Origin of the sequence: Streptomyces sp. Y1, from assembly GCF_041053115.1 — a bacterium.
GTDB lineage: Bacteria > Actinomycetota > Actinomycetes > Streptomycetales > Streptomycetaceae > Kitasatospora > Kitasatospora rubellomurina.
Window position 1 is genome coordinate 5,645,128 of the sequence record NZ_CP163445.1, and the last position, 16,319, is coordinate 5,661,446.

The 16,319-nt window shown below is 74.8% G+C and carries 17 protein-coding genes and 1 riboswitch; of the genes, 9 read left to right on the plus strand and 8 right to left on the minus strand.

Annotation, left to right across the window (positions count from 1 at the left end; all coding sequences use genetic code 11):
* Window positions 1-13 precede the first annotated feature (13 nt).
* On the minus strand, window positions 14-493 hold the full coding sequence (bfr, locus tag AB2U05_RS24485; RefSeq protein ID WP_045692153.1) for a bacterioferritin: 480 nt from the start codon (window positions 491-493) through the stop codon (window positions 14-16).
* Window positions 494-734: 241 nt separating this feature from the next.
* Between bfr and AB2U05_RS24490 the strand changes: the two genes are divergently transcribed.
* Window positions 735-1,385, plus strand: coding sequence for a sulfite oxidase-like oxidoreductase (locus tag AB2U05_RS24490; RefSeq protein WP_369184266.1), 651 nt, complete (start codon window positions 735-737; stop codon window positions 1,383-1,385).
* Window positions 1,386-1,409: 24 nt separating this feature from the next.
* Here the strand turns inward: AB2U05_RS24490 and pknB are convergent, their stop codons facing one another.
* The 4 genes from pknB to thiO form a co-directional block, all read right to left on the minus strand.
* On the minus strand, window positions 1,410-3,188 hold the full coding sequence (gene pknB, locus AB2U05_RS24495) for a Stk1 family PASTA domain-containing Ser/Thr kinase (RefSeq protein WP_244178583.1): 1,779 nt from the start codon (window positions 3,186-3,188) through the stop codon (window positions 1,410-1,412).
* A gap of 91 nt (window positions 3,189-3,279) precedes the next feature.
* The gene (locus AB2U05_RS24500) at window positions 3,280-4,077 is read right to left on the minus strand and encodes a thiazole synthase (RefSeq protein WP_369184267.1); all 798 of its coding nucleotides are present in this window, start codon (window positions 4,075-4,077) and stop codon (window positions 3,280-3,282) included.
* A 2-nt stretch (window positions 4,078-4,079) separates the two neighbouring features.
* A complete protein-coding gene (gene thiS / locus AB2U05_RS24505) occupies window positions 4,080-4,289 on the minus strand; it encodes a sulfur carrier protein ThiS (protein ID WP_045692150.1) in 210 nt (69 codons plus the stop codon).
* Window positions 4,286-5,461 carry a glycine oxidase ThiO gene (gene thiO / locus AB2U05_RS24510; protein WP_369185989.1) on the minus strand — a complete coding sequence of 392 codons (1,176 nt, stop codon included), beginning with the start codon at window positions 5,459-5,461 and terminating at the stop codon, window positions 4,286-4,288. Before thiO ends, thiS begins: the two co-directional genes overlap by 4 nt.
* Window positions 5,462-5,464: 3 nt before the next feature.
* A riboswitch (TPP riboswitch) is annotated at window positions 5,465-5,577 on the minus strand.
* A 78-nt stretch (window positions 5,578-5,655) separates the two neighbouring features.
* Between thiO and AB2U05_RS24515 the strand changes: the two genes are divergently transcribed.
* The 3 genes from AB2U05_RS24515 to thiE all read left to right on the plus strand — a co-directional run bounded on the left by AB2U05_RS24515 (window position 5,656) and on the right by thiE (window position 7,942).
* Window positions 5,656-6,864, plus strand: a complete 1,209-nt coding sequence (locus AB2U05_RS24515) for an NAD(P)/FAD-dependent oxidoreductase (protein WP_369184268.1) — start codon at window positions 5,656-5,658, stop codon at window positions 6,862-6,864.
* Window positions 6,865-6,929: 65 nt separating this feature from the next.
* Window positions 6,930-7,295, plus strand: coding sequence for an Rv2175c family DNA-binding protein (locus tag AB2U05_RS24520; RefSeq protein WP_045692147.1), 366 nt, complete (start codon window positions 6,930-6,932; stop codon window positions 7,293-7,295).
* Window positions 7,292-7,942: a thiamine phosphate synthase gene (gene thiE / locus AB2U05_RS24525; RefSeq protein ID WP_369184269.1), complete on the plus strand. Its 651-nt coding sequence runs from the start codon at window positions 7,292-7,294 to the stop codon at window positions 7,940-7,942. The genes AB2U05_RS24520 and thiE overlap by 4 nt, the downstream gene beginning before the upstream one ends.
* Before the next feature lie 76 nt (window positions 7,943-8,018).
* On the opposite strand, the gene AB2U05_RS24530 is transcribed toward thiE, so the two are convergent.
* Window positions 8,019-9,125: a polyprenyl synthetase family protein gene (locus AB2U05_RS24530; RefSeq protein WP_045692145.1), complete on the minus strand. Its 1,107-nt coding sequence runs from the start codon at window positions 9,123-9,125 to the stop codon at window positions 8,019-8,021.
* A 183-nt stretch (window positions 9,126-9,308) separates the two neighbouring features.
* Between AB2U05_RS24530 and metF the strand changes: the two genes are divergently transcribed.
* Together metF and AB2U05_RS24540 are read left to right on the plus strand one after the other, a co-directional pair.
* On the plus strand, window positions 9,309-10,223 hold the full coding sequence (gene metF / locus AB2U05_RS24535) for a methylenetetrahydrofolate reductase [NAD(P)H] (RefSeq protein WP_045692144.1): 915 nt from the start codon (window positions 9,309-9,311) through the stop codon (window positions 10,221-10,223).
* 187 nt (window positions 10,224-10,410) lie between these two features.
* Complete coding sequence (locus AB2U05_RS24540; protein ID WP_369184270.1) at window positions 10,411-11,346, plus strand: hypothetical protein; 936 nt, start codon at window positions 10,411-10,413, stop codon at window positions 11,344-11,346.
* Window positions 11,347-11,359: 13 nt separating this feature from the next.
* Here AB2U05_RS24540 and AB2U05_RS24545 read toward each other — a convergent pair whose 3' ends face one another.
* Entirely contained in the window at window positions 11,360-12,883 is a 1,524-nt protein-coding gene (locus tag AB2U05_RS24545) for an NAD(P)/FAD-dependent oxidoreductase (RefSeq protein ID WP_045692143.1), read from the minus strand.
* Window positions 12,884-12,905: 22 nt separating this feature from the next.
* Window positions 12,906-13,505, minus strand: coding sequence for a DUF4126 domain-containing protein (locus tag AB2U05_RS24550; protein ID WP_369184271.1), 600 nt, complete (start codon window positions 13,503-13,505; stop codon window positions 12,906-12,908).
* 551 nt (window positions 13,506-14,056) lie between these two features.
* Here AB2U05_RS24550 and AB2U05_RS24555 point away from each other — a divergent pair.
* The 3 genes from AB2U05_RS24555 to AB2U05_RS24565 all read left to right on the plus strand — a co-directional run bounded on the left by AB2U05_RS24555 (window position 14,057) and on the right by AB2U05_RS24565 (window position 16,272).
* On the plus strand, window positions 14,057-14,617 hold the full coding sequence (locus AB2U05_RS24555) for an SAV_6107 family HEPN domain-containing protein (protein ID WP_045692141.1): 561 nt from the start codon (window positions 14,057-14,059) through the stop codon (window positions 14,615-14,617).
* Window positions 14,618-14,675: 58 nt separating this feature from the next.
* On the plus strand, window positions 14,676-15,428 hold the full coding sequence (locus AB2U05_RS24560; protein WP_045692140.1) for a methyltransferase domain-containing protein: 753 nt from the start codon (window positions 14,676-14,678) through the stop codon (window positions 15,426-15,428).
* Window positions 15,429-15,882: 454 nt separating this feature from the next.
* On the plus strand, window positions 15,883-16,272 hold the full coding sequence (locus AB2U05_RS24565; protein ID WP_045692139.1) for a DUF3040 domain-containing protein: 390 nt from the start codon (window positions 15,883-15,885) through the stop codon (window positions 16,270-16,272).
* The last annotated feature ends 47 nt before the right edge of the window (window positions 16,273-16,319 follow it).

Here is a 16,319-nt window from a genome sequence, read left to right on the forward strand (position 1 = left end):
CCTCAGGACCGTCTCAGGACTCCGGCTGCTCGATCAGCTGGGCGATGTAGAGCGCCTCGCCGAGCTTCTCCAGCAGTTCCAGCTGGGTGTCGAGGTAGTCGATGTGGTGTTCCTCGTCGGCCAGGATGTCCTCGAAGATGTTCGCCGAGGTGACGTCGTTCTTGGCCCGCATCACCACGATCCCGCGCTTGAGCCGGTCGATCGCCTCGACCTCGATCTGGCGGTCCGCCTCGAACATCTCCTTGACCGTCTGGCCGATCCGGACGTGGAACAGCCGCTGGTAGTTGGGCAGGCCCTCCAGGAACAGGATCCGGTCGGTGAGCGTCTCGGCGTGCTTCATCTCGTCGAAGGACTCGTGCCGGGTGTACTTGGCGAGCTTCGTCCAGCCGAAGTTCTCCTGCATCTTGGCGTGCAGGAAGTACTGGTTGATGGCGGTCAGCTCGGCGGTGAGCTGCTCGTTGAGGAACTCGATGACCTCCGGGTCGCCCTGCATGGCGGTGCCTCCCTGCGTAAACGTCCTGCGGTGCCCGGCGGTCGGGCCTGCGCTGGGCATCCTGGCACCGTGATGGGAAGAAATTCCAGTAAGTGCACACTCACTAGGACATGTGTCGGAATATCCGATTTGTGCGGAAGTGGAGGGGTGGGCGATCGACCGTTGGCCCGTACGGGCGGGGCGCGAACCGGTGCCAAGGGGCGCGCGTGGGGCGCCGCCCGCCGTCTGTCACCATGGAGCCATGGGTCAGTCCGAGCAAGAACCGCTTCCGCCGTCTGACCCGGGCCGGCCTGAGGCCGAGGCCGAGCTCCCGCCGGGGCAGCGCGTGCAGCGCGGCTGGCCCGCCCTGCACTACGGACCCGTCCCCCGGTTCAACCGGCTGACCTGGGACCTCCAGGTGTTCGGCGCCACCGCCTCGGCCGAGAAGCACAGCTGGGACTTCGCCGCCTTCAACGCCCTGCCCCGCACCACCGTCCGCGCCGACCTGCACTGCGTCACCAAGTTCTCCGTGCTCGGCAACGAGTGGACGGGCGTGCCTGCCGCCGCCCTGCTCGACCTCGCGCCCCCGGCACCGGGCGTCACCCACGTGATGGTCTGGGCCGAGTACGGCTACAGCGCCAACCTGCGGCTGGCGGACTTCGCCGACGAGCGCACCCTGCTCGCCACCCACCGCAACGGCGAGCCGCTGACCGCCGAGCACGGCTTCCCGGTGCGGCTGGTCGTCCCCCGGCTGTACGCCTGGAAGGGCCCCAAGTGGGTCCGCGCGGTCGAGTACATGCGGGCCGACCGGCGCGGTTTCTGGGAGGAGCGCGGCTACCACAACCTCGCCGACCCGTGGCGCCAGCAGCGCTACTCCCACCAGGAGGAGCCCGGGGACGGACCGCTGCGCTGAACCGCGTCCTTCTGTCGAACCGCTCTAGATGAACGGGAAGTTGACCGTCACGACGGACCGCTGCGGGCGCCGCTCGCCGGCCGCCGGGGACTGGCCGGACACCTTGCCGGTGCCGAACAGGTTCACCCCGCTGGTCTGCATCGTGAAGCCGGCCGCCTGGAGCGCCTTCTGCGCGTCCTCCTTGCTCATCCCGGTCACGTCCGGGACGGGCACCATGCCCTTGCTCACCACCAGCGACACCGCGGTGTTCTCCGGCAGCTGCTGCCCGGCGGCCGGCGAGCTGCTGATCACCGCGCCCTCGGCCACGGCGTCGTTGTAGGTCTCGGTGACCGTGCCCCTGGTCAGCTGGACGCCGGTCAGCGCGGCGGCGGCCTGGTCGGCGGGCTTGCCGACGAGGTCCGGCACCGCGATCCGCTTGGGGCCCTTGGAGACGGTGACCGTCACGGTGTCGCTGCGGCGGGTGCGCGTGCCCACCCCGGGGTCGCTGGAGATCACCTGCCCGGCTGGCACGGACTCGCTGTACACCTCGACGAACTTCCCGTGCATGCCCTCGTCGTCGAGCAGGCGCTGCGCCTCGGCGCGGTCCTTGCCGAGCACGCCGGGCACCGGCCCGTACAGGCCCTGGGTCAGCCCGTACGTGGCGCCGCCGACCGCCAGCACCAGGGCGGTCAGCACGGAGGCCCAGATCAGCGGCTTGCGGGGGAGGCGGCGCGGCCGGCCCGGTCGGCGCACCCGGGCCGGGGCCGGCTCGTCGTACGGGCGCGGCTCGGCGAGCAGCTGGTCCATCAGCTCCGGCGGCACGTCCAGCACGCTGGTGCGCTCGGTCGGCGGGGCGTCGGCGGGCCGGGGCAGCGGCTGGATCACCGAGGTCGGCTCGCTGGTCGGGTAGCGCGGGCTGGGCCGGGTGGAGGCGGGCGGTTCGGCGTCCAGCTCCGCCGGGGTGAGGCCGCGGCGCACCCGCTGCAGTGCGGCGAGCAGCTCGACCGCGTCGTACGGGCGGGCCTCGGGGCTGCGGGAGCAGGCGCCGGCCACTATCGCGTCCAGCGCCGGGGCGACGGCGGGGGCGACCAGCGAGGGGGCGGGGACGTCCTCGTGCAGGTGCTTGTACATGACCTGGACGGGGTTGTCGCCGGTGTGCGGGCGGCGGCCGGTGAGCATCTCGTACAGCAGGATGCCGGCCGCGTAGACGTCGACCCGCTGGTCGGTGGGCGCGTCCGGGAGGATCTGCTCGGGGGCCAGGTAGGAGACGGTGCCGAGGACGGTGGCGCCGGTCGCGGTGGTGGCCGAGGTGGGGGCGCCGTCCGCGCTGCCCAGCACCCGGACCAGGCCGAAGTCGGCGACCTTGACCAGGCCGCTCTCGGTGATCAGCACGTTCTCCGGCTTGACGTCCCGGTGCACCAGCCCGGCCCGGTGGGCGGCGCCGAGCGCGGCGAGCACCGGCTCCAGGACGTCCAGCGCGGCCCGCACCGACAGCGCGCCGCGGTCGCGCAGCAGGTCGCGCAGGGTGCGGCCGGGGACGTACTCCATGGCGAGGAAAACGTTTCCGCCGTCCGCGCCCTGGTCGAAGACGTTGACCACGTTGGGGTGGGTGAGCCGGGCGACGGCCTTGGCCTCGCGGATGAAGCGGGCGGTGAACCCCTCGTCGCCGGCCAGCTGCGGGTGCATCACCTTGAGCGCGACGACCCGGTCGAGCCGGGTGTCGGTGCCCCGGTAGACGGTGGCCATCCCGCCGGTCGCGATGCGCTGCTCGACCCGGTACCGGCCGTCGAGCAGGGTACCGGTCAGCGGGTCGTGCGATGCCATGTCCACCCGGGGGAGTCTAGTGGCGGTCCCGGACCGCCGGTCCCGGCGCACACTGCTCCGGGACCGGCTTGTGACATGGCCGACAGGAGCCCTAGAAGGCCGGGTGCTCGCGGGTGTCCAGGTCGGCCCGGCCGGCCATCGCGGAGGAGGCCTCGGCGTGGAAGCGGCGCGGGATGCGGCCGGCCCGGTGCGCCAGGCGCCCGGCCTCGGCGGCGTGCCGCATCGCCTCGGCCATCAGCACCGGGTCCTGGGCCCGGGTCACCGCGGAGGCGAGCATCACCGCCGAGCAGCCCAGCTCCATCGCCAGCGCCACGTCGGAGGCGGTGCCGGCGCCCGCGTCCAGGATGACCGGGACGCCCGCGCTCTCCACGATCAGCTGGAAGTTGTGCGGGTTGCGGATGCCCAGGCCGGAGCCGATCGGCGAGCCCAGCGGCATGATCGCCGCGCAGCCGACGTCCTCCAGCTTGCGGGCCAGCACCGGGTCGTCGTTGGTGTACGGGAGCACGGTGAAGCCGTCGTCGACGAGCGTCTCGGCGGCGTCCAGCAGCTCGATCGGGTCGGGCAGCAGGGTCCGCTCGTCGGCGATCACCTCCAGCTTCACCCAGTCGGTGCCGAGCGCCTCGCGGGCCAGCCGGGCGGTCAGCACGGCCTCCCCGGCGGTGAAGCAGCCGGCCGTGTTGGGCAGCACCCGGATGCCGTTGCGGGTCAGCACGTCCAGCACGGAGCCCTGGGTGCCGGCGTTCACCCGGCGCATCGCCACCGTGGTCAGCTCGGTGCCGGAGGCGAGCAGCGCCCGCTCCAGGACCTCCAGGCTGGGGGCGCCGCCGGTGCCCATGATCAGCCGGGAGGAGAAGGTCGTCCGGGCGATGGTCAGCAGGTCGTCGGCCATGGTCAGCCTCCCTGGACGGCGGTGAGGATCTCGATCCGGTCGCCGCCGCTGAGCGTCGTCTCGGACCACGAACTGCGCGGCACCACGGCCTCGTTGAGCGCGGCGGCGACGCCGGTGTTGGCGGCGCTCACGGTGGCCACCAGCTCGGCGAGGGTGGTCGTGGCGGGCAGCCGGCGGGGCTCGCCGTTGACGGTCAGGGCGATCTCGGTCATGCGGAGGCCTTCGTGACGGGGTGGTCCTGGGCGAACCGGGCGGGCGTGAACGGCCTTGCCAGCTCCGGGACTTCGCCGGTGGTCAGGTAGTCGGCGAGCAGGTCGGCGGTCACCGGGGTGAGCAGCACGCCGTTGCGGTAGTGGCCGGTGGTGGCGACCAGGCCGGGCAGCGAGGTCGGGCCCAGTAGCGGGGCGTTGTCCGGCGAGCCCGGGCGCAGCCCGGCCGAGGTCTCCAGCAGTGGGAGTTCGGTGATCCCCGGGACCAACTCATGCGCGTCGCGCAGGAGTTCGTACACGCCGCCGGCGGTGACGGTGGTGTCGTAGCCCTGCTCCTCGGTGGTCGCGCCGACCACCAGCTCGCCGTTCTCGCGCGGGACGAGGTAGATGTGCCGGCCGCGCACCACGGCGCGCACGTTGCGGGAGAGGAACGGCCGGTAGGCGTCCGGTATCCGCAGCCGCAGCACCTGCCCCTTCACCGGGCGGATCGCGGGCAGCACGCCCTCGGGCAGGCCGGGCAGCCGGTGGCTGTGCGGGCCGGCGGCGAGCACGACCTGGTCGGCGCGCACCGTCTCCCCGGTGCGGAGCCGGGCGCCGACCGCGCGGCCGTCCTCGACCAGCAGCTCGACGGCCTCGGTGCGGTGCAGCAGCACGTCCGTCCGCTCGCAGGCGGCGACCAGCGCGGTGAGCAGCCGCCGGGGATCGACCTGGTGGTCGTCCGCGACGTGCAGGCCGCCGCGCACGCCGGGGGCGAGCATCGGTTCCAGCTTGCGGGCCTCCCGGCCGCTCAGCCAGGTCGAGTCCAGGCCGAGCCGCTGGTGGAAGGCGTGCAGTTCGCGCAGTTCCTCGCGGTCGTCGGAGTCCAGCGCGACGGCGACCGTGCCGCAGCGGCGGTAGCCGGTCTCCGCGCCGCCGCTCGCCTCGGTGAGCTCGGCGGCGAAGGCCGCGTACCGCTCGTTCGAGGCCGTGCCGAGGCGCAGCAGCGGCTCCTCGCCGTACTGCAGCTCGGTGACCGGGGCGAGCATTCCGGCCGCGACGGCGGCCGCCCCGCCCCCGGGGGAGGGGTCGACCACGATCACGGTCCCCGTGCCGCGCTGCGCGGCGCGCCAGGCGACGGCGAGGCCGATGATGCCCCCGCCGATCACCAGCACGTCGGCGCGGGCGCCCGATGGCAAGCGTGACAAAGCTGCTCTGCTCCCTTCGCCGGTATGACCCGGATCAGGTTCGGACGGTCGCGGGCCGTGCCAGCCCGCCTCTCAGCCCGGTTCGCCGGGCTCCCGTGTGTGCCACCACCTTAACGCCGGGGGTCGGTGCGGCCGAAGGGCCGTACGCAGGGCGGCCGGCGGGGCCGTGAAGGGCCCTGAGTACAGTGACGGGCGTGGCAGAGCTGAGCGGAACGGACCAGGTGGTCGTCGTCGTCGGAGCCGGGCTGGCCGGGGCGCAGTGCGCCCTGAAGCTGCGGCAGGGCGGCTGGCGGGGGCGGATCGTGCTGGTCGGCGAGGAGCCGCGCGCGCCGTACGACCGGCCGCCGCTCTCCAAGGACGTGCTCCTCGGCAAGGCCGACGCCACCACCCTGGACATCGACTACGACGAGCTCGGCGTCGAGCTGCTGCTCGGCCGCCGTGCCACCGGCCTGGCCCCCGGCGTGCTGCACACCGACGCCGGCGAGCTGCCGTACGACGCGCTGGTGATCGCCACCGGCGCCGTCCCGCGCGCCCTGCCCGGCGCCGACCGGGCCCACCTGCTGCACACCCTGGACGACGCCCTGGCGCTGCGCGCGCTGCTGCGCCCCGGCCGCCGGCTGGTGCTGGTCGGCGCGGGCTGGATCGGCGCCGAGGTGGCGACGGCCGCGCGGCAGGCCGGCTGCGAGGTGACCGTGGTGGAGGCCGGCCCGGCGCCGCTGCCGGGCGCGCTGCCGGTCGAGGTGGGCTCGGCGATGGCCGCCTGGTACGCGGAGGCCGGGATCGGGCTGCGCTGCGGCGTCGGGGTCGAGGCGGTGGAGCCGGGCGCGGTGCGGCTGGCGGACGGCTCGCACCTGGCCGCCGACGAGGTGGTGGTCGGCATCGGCGCCCGGCCCGCGACCGGCTGGCTGGCCGGCTCCGGCGTCGAGCTGGACGCGACCGGCGCCGTCGTCGTGGACGGGCGGCTGCGCACCAACCTGCCCGGCGTCCTCGCGGTCGGGGACTGCGTCAGCTACCCCTCGGCCCGGGCCGGCGGCCGGCTGGCCGTCCAGCACTGGGACCACGCCCTGCAGTCCGGCGAGGCGGCCGCCGCCGCGGTGCTCGGCGCGGACGCGCCCGCGTACGACCCGGTGCCGTACTTCTGGTCCGAGCAGTTCGGGCGGATGGTGCAGTACGCCGGCCGGCACGCCGAGGGCGACCGGCTGGTGTGGCGCGGCAGCCCGCAGGACGCCTCCTGGGCGGTGCTCTGGCTGCGCGACGGCGTGCCGAGCGCGCTGCTGACCGTGGACCGGCCGCGCGACCTCACCCAGGGGCGGAAGCTGATCGAGCGCGGCACGGCGCTGGACCCGGCCCGCGCGGCCGACCCGGAAGTGCCGCTCAAGGCGGCGGTGCGCTGACCTCACGGGTGCTCGTGACCGGGCCCTTGGTGCGCGGGGCCCCGTGGAGGTGGCAGTCTGGTGCCGTGAGTGAGATCGATGCCAAGACTGACGCCCTGGTCCCCGAGTGGCTGTACCTGCCCGACATCTCCGAGCGGTGGGGTGTGCTGGTCACCGAGGTCCGCAACATGGTCAAGAAGGGTGACCTGATCGCGGTCCGCCGCGGTCCCAACAAGTCGCTGCAGGTCCCGGCGGCGTTCATCGACGAGGACGGCCCGGTCAAGCACCTGGTCGGCCTGCTGACCGTGCTGCGGGACAGCGGCTTCAGCGACGACGAGATCATCGCGTGGATGTTCACCGAGGACGCGTCGCTGCCCGGCACCCCGGTGCAGGCCCTGTGGGAGAACCGCGCGACCGAGGTCAAGCGCCGCGCCCAGGCCATGGCGCTGTGACGACCGACCGCCGCGCCCGCCTGGCGGACGCCCGGCTCTACCTGTGCACCGACGCCCGTCGCGCGCAGGGCGACCTGGCCGAGTTCCTCGACGAGGCGCTGGCCGGCGGGGTGGACATCGTCCAGCTCCGCGACAAGGGCCTGGAGGCGAAGCAGGAGCTGGCGGCGCTGGAGGTCTTCGCCGACGCCTGCCGCCGGCACGGCAAGCTGCTGGCCGTCAACGACCGCGCCGACGTCGCCCACGCGGCCCGGCCGGACGTGCTGCACCTGGGCCAGGACGACCTGCCGGTGCCGGCCGCCCGGGCGATCCTCGGCGAGGACGTCCTGATCGGGCGCTCCTGCCACGCCGAGTCCGAGGTGGACGCGGCGATCGCCGAGCCGGGCGTGGACTACTTCTGCACCGGCCCGGTCTGGCCGACCCCGACCAAGCCGGGCCGCCACGCGCCGGGCCTCGGCCTGGTCGGGTACGCCGCGAAGCAGCCCACCGGCCGGCCGTGGTTCGCGATCGGCGGGATCGACCTCGGCAACCTCGACGAGGTGCTGGCGGCCGGCGCCCGCCGGATCGTGGTGGTCCGGGCGATCACCGCGGCGGACGACCCGCGGGCGGCCGCCGCCGAGCTCGCCCGCCGGGTGCGCGCGGCGGTCTGAGCCGAACGACGCCGAACGACGCCGAATGACCGGGCGCCGTCGCCGTCCGCCCGTACGGACTCCAGTACGTACGGACTCAGTACTTGCGGACGGTGGCGGCCTCGGCCAGCGCCAGCAGCACCTCGCGGGCCCGCTCGTCCGCCAGCGGCGCCGCCGCCAGCGCGGCCAGCGCGTGCCGCATCAGTTCGGCGATCCGCTGCTCCACGCGCTCGGGCGCGCCGCTGCGGGCGACCAGCTCGCGCAGCTCGACGACCTCGGCCGCGGCCAGGTCCGGCGCGCCGAGCCGGCGGTCCAGGTGCCGGGCCTCGTCGGGCGACAGGCCGCGCATCGCGTGCGCGACCAGCAGGGTGCGCTTGCCCTCGCGCAGGTCGTCCCCGGCGGGCTTGCCGGTGACCGCCGGGTCCCCGAAGACGCCGAGCAGGTCGTCCCGCAGCTGGAAGGCCTCGCCCAGCGGCAGCCCGAACGCGCCGAGCGCCTCGACCAGCTCCGGTCCGGCGCCGGCCAGCAGGGCGCCGACCTGCAGGGGGCGCTCGATGGTGTACTTCGCCGACTTGTAGTGCAGCACGGTCTGCGCGCGCTCCAGCGCGCCGTCGTCGGCCGAGTCGCCGGCCACCGGCTCCAGCACGTCCAGGTACTGGCCGACCATGACCTCGGTGCGCATCAGGTCGAACACCGGCTTGGCGGCCAGCACGGCGGCCGGCTCCAGGCCCGAGCGCAGGAACAGCTCGTCGCACCAGATCAGCAGCAGGTCGCCGAGCAGCACCGCGGCCGAGGCGCCGTACTGCTCGCGGTCGCCGCGCCAGCCGCTGTCCCGGTGCAGCGCCTCGAAGCGGCGGTGCACGGAGGGCAGGCCGCGGCGGGTGTCGCTGCGGTCCATCAGGTCGTCGTGCACCAGGGCGCTGGCCTGCAGCAGCTCCAGCGCGGCCGCCGCGTGGGCGATCCCGTCGCCGGCCGCCGGGCCGCCCGCGGCGCGCCAGCCCCAGTAACAGAAGGCGGGGCGCAGCCGCTTGCCGCCGTCCAGCAGGAAGTCGCGCAGCGCCTCGGTGGCGGGCGCCAGCTGCGGCGAGATCTTGTCGAGCAGCGCGGCCTGGCCGTCCATGAACCCGGCGAGGGCGTCGTTGACGCGGGTACGGACGTCCTCCACGTCGATGGGGTTGGCCGGCCGGTTGCTGGACGAGGTCACGATGGGGCTCCGCTGATTCACTCGGGTGCAGCAAGCGTAGCGGGGCGGCTGGGAACATCCGTGCGAGCCGGCGCCGGGGCCGTACCGGCCATGGCCGGACATAGCCGGAATACCGCCCATCGACCGTCTCACCAGGTGGGACCGGGTTGTCGGCCGCCCGAACCCGGCCGATAGCCTGTCAGCATGGCACTCGGTATCGCTTCCACCCGGACGGACCGCGCACTGACGGTCCGCGAGCTGCTGGCGGCCGGCAAGCGGTCCTTCTCGTTCGAGTTCATGCCGCCCCGCACCGAGGTGGGCGAGCAGAAGCTCTGGGACGCCATCCGCCGCCTCGAACCGCTCGACCCGAACTTCGTCTGCATGACGTACGGCGCCGGCGGCTCCTCGCGCGAGCGCACCGTCAACATGGTCGGCCGCATCGCCACCGAGACGACGCTGACCCCGGTCGCCCACCTGACCGCCGTGGACCACTCGATCGCCGAACTGCGCAACATCATCGGCCAGTACGCCGACCAGGGCGTGCGCAACGTCCTGGCCGTCCGCGGCGACCCGCCCGGCGACCCGATGGGCGAGTGGGTCCGGCACCCCGAGGGCGTCACCTACGCGTACGAGCTGGTCGAGCTGATCAAGGGGATCGGCGACTTCTGCGTGGGCGTCGCCGCCTCGCCGAACATGCACCCGCGCTCCACCGACTGGGACGAGGACATCCGGCACTTCGTCGGGAAGATCCGGGCCGGCGCGGACTACGCCATCACCCAGATGTTCTTCGAGGTCGACGACTACCTGCGGCTGCGCGACCGGGTCGCGGCGGCCGGCTGCGAGGCGCCGATCATCCCGGAGATCATGCCGGTCACCAACGCCAAGCAGCTGGAGCGCTTCCCGCAGCTCAGCGGCTCGGCCTTCCCGGCCGAGCTGGAGGCCCGGCTGCGCGCGGCCATCGACGACCCGGCGGCGCTGCGGGCGGTCGGCATGGAGCACGCCACCGCGATGGCCGAGCGGCTGCTCGCCGAGGGCGCGCCCGGCCTGCACTTCATCACGCTCAACCACTCCACCGCGACGCTGGAGATCTACCAGAACCTCGGCCTGCACGTGCGCTGAGCGGGGCGTTCGTGCCCGTTCACGCGCCCGTTCACGAGCCTGTCACCGTCCGGACGGTGACGGGCTCGGTCGTGTGCGGCCGGGGCCCGGGGCGGAGGGAACGCGATGCGGTACCTCGGCCGTTGAACCGGTACAGTCGCCGCACACGCGCGGCGCGCGCGGGCACGCGACTGGAGGTAGCGGGCGGATGGGCATCGGATACCTGCTGCTGTACGTCGCGTTGGCGGTGGTGGCGCTCTGGCTGGTCGCCGAGGTGCTGCTGCAGAACCGGGCGCCGCTGCACTGGCGCCTCCTCGCGCTGGCCGGCTTCCTCGGCGTCGCTGCCGGCATGACGCTCGGCTCGGTCGTGGTGATCGGTGCCGGGGCCGTCCTGTTCGCGGTCGGCCAGACCTTCGTCACCCTCTCGGTCAAGCGCGGCTACCAGGCCGGCTGGTCCCTGCGGAAGGCGGACGGCAGCCTGCCCGGTCCGCTCGCCAAGGTGCCCCTGCTCGGCGCCCTGACCGGCGGCGCCGCCGTCGCCGCGGCGGCCGCGGCCGCCGAGGAGCGGGTCGGCGAGGTCGGCTCGGTGGAGGAGGCGGCCCCGGACGAGGTCGCGCAGGACGTCCCGGAGGTCGAGCGGACGGCCGCCTTCGAGCCGCAGGGCCTCGCCGAGGACGGCGTCTACGCGCCCGGCTACTACGAGCAGCAGCCGGAGGCCCAGCCCCAGGCCGGGCAGCACCAGGCCGGGCAGCACCAGGACTTCCAGCACCAGGCCGGGCAGCACCAGGACTTCCAGCACCAGCAGCAGGACCCGTACGCCGGCGCCTACCAGGCGGGCTACGACCAGCAGCAGTGGCAGACCCAGCAGCAGCCGGCCTACGCCTCCTACGACCAGGCGTACGGCGGCTACCCGCAGCAGCACCAGGACCTCCAGCACCAGCAGCAGGACCCGTACGCCGGCGCCTACCAGGCGGGCTACGACCAGCAGCAGTGGCAGGCCCAGCCGCAGGGGTGGGACCAGAGTGCCCAGCAGCAGTGGCAGCCCCAGCAGGCCGTCCCGCAGCAGGCCGTCCCGCAGCAGCCGGGCTACGACCAGCACCAGCACTACGGCTACCAGCAGCAGAACACCTGGCAGCAGGGCTGAGCCGGCCCGCCCGTCACGCCGGGCCGATCAGGCCGGCCGTGATGCAGGCCGACATGCCGACCCGGGCCAGTCCACCGCCCGGGTGGGCGCCGCCGCCGACCAGGTAGAGGCCCGGGACGGGCGACTCGTTGGCCGCCTTCAGGCCCGAGGACGGCGCGACGGAGCCGGCGAGCACCGGCTGGGCGACGGCACCGAACAGCGCGCCGGTCTCCCGCCGGGTGTCCTCCGGGGTGCGCACCACCCGCCACAGCACCCGCTCGCGCAGGCCGAGACCGGCCGCGTCGACGTGGGCGAGCAGCCGGTCGGCGTAGTGGTCGGCGAAGCCGGGGGCCGTCCAGTCGACCTCGTCCTGGGCCGGGACGGTCGCGGTCAGCACCACGCTCTCGTGCGCGTCGTCCGGGCGCAGCGTCGGGTCGTCCGGGCGCAGCACCTGGACGGTCGGGCGCTCGCAGGGCGGCTCACTGAGGGTGAGCGCGTTCGCCTCGGCGGCCGGGTCCGCGGCGTGCACGACCGTCCGGTGCACGGTGCCGGCCGGCCGGCCGCCGCGCAGGGCCAGCAGCACGCTGAACCGGCCGGGCACCTCGACCGGCTCCCACTCCCGGGGCGGAACCCCCGGCCAGTCGGCGATGCCCTGGCGGAACAGCGCGTCCGTGTCCATCGCGGAGATCACCACGTCCGCGGCGATCCGGCCGTCCGCCGTCTCGACGCCGCGGGCCCGGCCGTCCTCGACGACCACCCGGGTGACGGGCGTGTCGAAGCGGAACGCGACCTTGCGCAGCTCGCAGCGCCGGTACACCGCGTCCGCCAGCGCCCGCAGCCCGCCCCGGACGTACCAGACGCCGAAGGACTGCTCCATGTACGCCAGCACGGCGGCCCCGGCCGGGGCCTGCCCGGCGGTCAGGCCGTACCGCAGCGCGGGCTCGCCCAGCAGCGCGGTCAGGCCCGGATGGCCGCCGAGCTGCCGGTGCGCCACGGTGTCGAGCGTCCAGCGGACCGGCCTGCGCAGCCGGGCCAGGCCGGTGCGCGGCGGGACGGGGTACGGGTCGGTGTCGAACACCGCGCGGTCGGCCGGGGTCAGCACGCCGTGCTCGGACGGCAGCGGCTCCTCCAGCAGCGGGCGCCGGGTGGCCTCCCAGACCGTGCGGCCGTGGTTCATCACCGCGCTCCAGCGGGCGCCCGAGCCGGCGCCGAAGGCGGCGTCCAGGGCCTGGCTGACGCCGCCGCGCGAGGCGTTGGGCAGGGTCAGGTCGGTGCCGTCCGGGAACAGGTGCCGGCTCTCCGGGTCGACGGGCGTCAGCTCGACCAGCTGCTCCAGCGGCTCCTTGCCGGTCTTCAGCGCGAGGTCGCGGTAGACGGCGGGCAGGGTGAGCAGGCCGGGGCCGGTGTCGAAGGCGAAGCCGTCGCGCTCGTACCGGCCGACCATGCCGCCGTACGTGCCGCTCGCCTCGCAGACCGTCACCCGGTGGCCGAGGGTCGCCAGCCGGGAGGCCGCCGCGAGCCCGCTCATTCCTGCACCGATGACGACGATCTCTGCCATGGCACCCGATCCTAGATCGCCGTCAGACGTGGGCCTGCGCCCGGGCGGCCCGGCGCTCGCGGCGGCGGGCCCGGAAGGCCCGGATCCGGGAGACGGCCAGCCACACCAGCAGCAGGCCGGCGGCCAGCAGCACGGCGGCGATCGAGGCGGCCGGCCACGGGTGGAAGATCGCCAGGGTGACCAGGCCGCCCACCGACAGGTCCTCCAGCAGGCTGACCGCGATGTTGCTGGCCGGCTCGGGCGAGGTGTTGACGGCCATCCGCAGCGAGGCCTTCACCAGGTGGGTGACCAGCGCCGTGGTGCCGCCCACCGCGCCGGCGGCGACCTCGCCGAGCGACCCCGGGTCGTGGCTCGCCATCAGCACGCCCACGGTGGCGCCGGCGACCGGCCGGATCACGGTGTGCACCAGGTCCCAGACGCTGTCCACGTACGGGATCTTGTCGGCCACCGCCTCCAGCAGGAACAGCAGCGCCGCGGCGACCAGCACGTCCGTGCGCTCCAGCGCGGGCGGCACCGACTCCGCGCCGGCGAAGCGGCCCAGCAGCCCGAGCAGCAGCACCACCGCGTACGCGTTGATGCCGCTGGCCAGCCCGCTGGTGAAGATCAGCGGCACGATCGTCATCGCACTCCCATGGTTCGGACCCCGGCCGTACCGTACCGGCCCGCCGACCGGGACGTCCGCGCAGGTCGCGGTGGTTCCCGGGGCGGTCGGCCGGTCGGGGCGGATCTGAGTACGGGTACTCAGATCCGGGGTTGAGTAGCGGAGCGGATGCCCGCGCACCCGCCGGGACGGGAGAGTGGTGGCACCCGGGAGGCCGGCGCGTCGGGCGTCCGACCGCCCGGGGGTGGCGGACCCGTCCGTCCCCGGCCGCGACGGCCGGCGGACGGCGGCGGAGGTCCGTCGAGGGCGCCGGTCACGGGCCCCGCACCGCCGGCACGGGGCGGCGGAGCGGGCCGGGGGGAGACCGGCCGACCCGGGGGGAGTTCGCTCCGCCGCCCGCGGGGGGACGGCGGAGCGGGGCACACGGCGGCGGCGCGGAGCGGGGGAACGGTTCGCGCCCGCCGCCGGAATGCTGCCCGAAGCACCGTCAGGACCGCGTTGTCAGTGGTCCCGTTCACGATGGAGGAGCACGGGCCGCCCGGTCCGCGCGCTGCCTCGGAACGGGGGAGACCATGACCATCAGCCGTCCTGAGCCCGTCACCGCCCGCCTCCACTCCGCCGCCCTGCCGTACGACCGGGGCCCGCGCCCCGCCGGCGGCGACGTCCACCCCGTGCTGCGCCGGATCGCCGCGCCGCCCGCAGCCCTCGACCTGCTCACCGACGCGCACCGCACCCTCGCCCGGGCCCGGGCCCTGGAGGACCCGCTGGAGCGCTACGCCACCGCGCACCTGGCCGCGCTGCGCACGGTGGCGGCCGTCCTGGCGGTGCGCGGCCGGCCGGAGAAGAACCCGCGCCGGCGCAAGGCGATCCGCAGCGCCTGGGAGGTGCTGCCCGAGGTGGCCCCCGAACTCGCCGAGTGGGCGGTGTACTACGGCGCCGGCGCCCGCCGCCGGGCCGCCGCCGAGGCCGGGATCCGGGGCGCGGCCTCCGCCCGCGACGCCGACGACCTGATCCGCAACTCCGCCCTGTTCCTGCGGCTGGTCGAGCGGCTGCTCGGCCTGCGCGCGGCCCCGCCCGCGCCCCGGCTGCCGCTGGACGCCGGTGACCCGAGCGGGGGTGGGCCGAGCGTGTGACGACCCGGTCTAAGGTGGAGGCGTTCTGATCGAACTCCACGTGCCAAGGAGCCCGACCGTGTACCCGACGCGTCCCCGCAGTTCCCTGCGTACCGCCGTGGTGTGGGAGGTGGTGCGGGCAGCCCTGGAGAAGCGGGCGGCCGAGCTGGACCGGCCGGTGCTCGACGTGGTCGACACCGGTGGCGGCACCGGCAACTTCGCCGTGCCCGTGGCCAAGCTCGGCCACCGGGTGACCGTGGTCGACCCGAGCCCGGACGCGCTGTTCGCGCTGGAGCGCCGGGCCGCCGAGGCCGGGGTGACCGACCTCGTCCGGGCCGTCCAGGGCGACACCCAGACGCTGCCCGAGGTGGTCGACCCGGGCAGCGTGGACGCGGTGCTCTGCCACGGCGTGCTGGAGGTCGTCGACGACCCGGCCGAGGCGCTCGGCAGCCTGGCCGCCGCCCTGCGCCCGGGCGGGTTCGTCAGCCTGCTGGCCGCCAACCGCAACGGCGCCGTGCTGGCCCGCGCGCTGGCCGGGCACTTCACCGAGGCCCGCACCGTGCTCTCCGCCACGGACGGCCGCTGGGGCGAGCAGGACCCGATGCCGCGCCGCTTCACCGGCGAGGAACTGGGCCGGCTGGCCGAGGCCGCGGGCCTGCGGGTGGAGTCGGTGCACGGTGTCCGGGTCTTCGCCGACCTCGTTCCCGGCGTGCTGGTGGACACCGAGCCGGGCGCCATGGAGGCGCTGCTGAAGCTGGAGGAGGCGGCCGCCGCCCAGCCCGCGTTCCACGCCGTCGCCACCCAGCTGCACCTGCTGGCCACCCTGGCCTGAAACCGCCGCGGAACCCCCCGCCCGCCGCTGTCCCGGCCGTCCGCCGCCGTACGGTTCGCACCCCGTCCGGCGGCGGTTCGCCGCGCGGACGCCTTCCGGACGCCCTGCGCCCGCTTCGGGTCGCGCCGTGGCCCGTTCGTGAAGCTCCCCAGGTCCGGGCCGATTCCACCCGTTCGGGCACTTGTCCGGCTCGCACGGCGTTGAGCCGGGTGCGGCCCCGACCGGCCGAAGTGGCCCGTCCCACGCGGCGCAGACCACTCCGGAACCGGCTCGTGGACCGTATGATCTGGGTAAAGCCGGAAAGCATGACCGCCGGACGCGTGGGGCATATGGCTGACACGGGCCGGGCCCCCGCACAGGCGTCCGACCACGTGCCCCAAGGCTGATTTGGACTGGCCGCCCCGACCGGGGTGGCGGACCGGTCGCACCCGCGACCGACGAGTAGGAGGACTCCGTGCCGCTCTCGGAGCACGAGCAGCGACTGCTCGACCAGATGGAGCGAGCGCTGTATGCCGAAGATCCCAAATTCGCGTCGGCGCTCGAAGGATCCGGGCTGCGCACCTACACCCGTCGGCGGGTCTACCTGGCCGTCGCCGGCTTCGTGGTGGGCATCGGCCTGCTGATGGGCGGCATGGTCGTCCCGGACCAGATCTGGGTCAGCGTCGTGGGCTTCCTGGTGATGCTCGGCTGTGCGGTGTTCGCCGTGACCGGTTGGCGGCGCGGGCCCGCGGGCCAGAGCTCCGGCCCCCGTCCGGCCGCCGCGCCGCGCCGCAAGGCCGGGATGATGGACCGGGTGGAGCAGCGCTGGCAGCGCCGCCGGGACGAGCAGACCGGCGGGTTCTGAGCCCACCGCCCACCGAAGCCTCGAAACGCCGGGGCGGGCAGTCGATC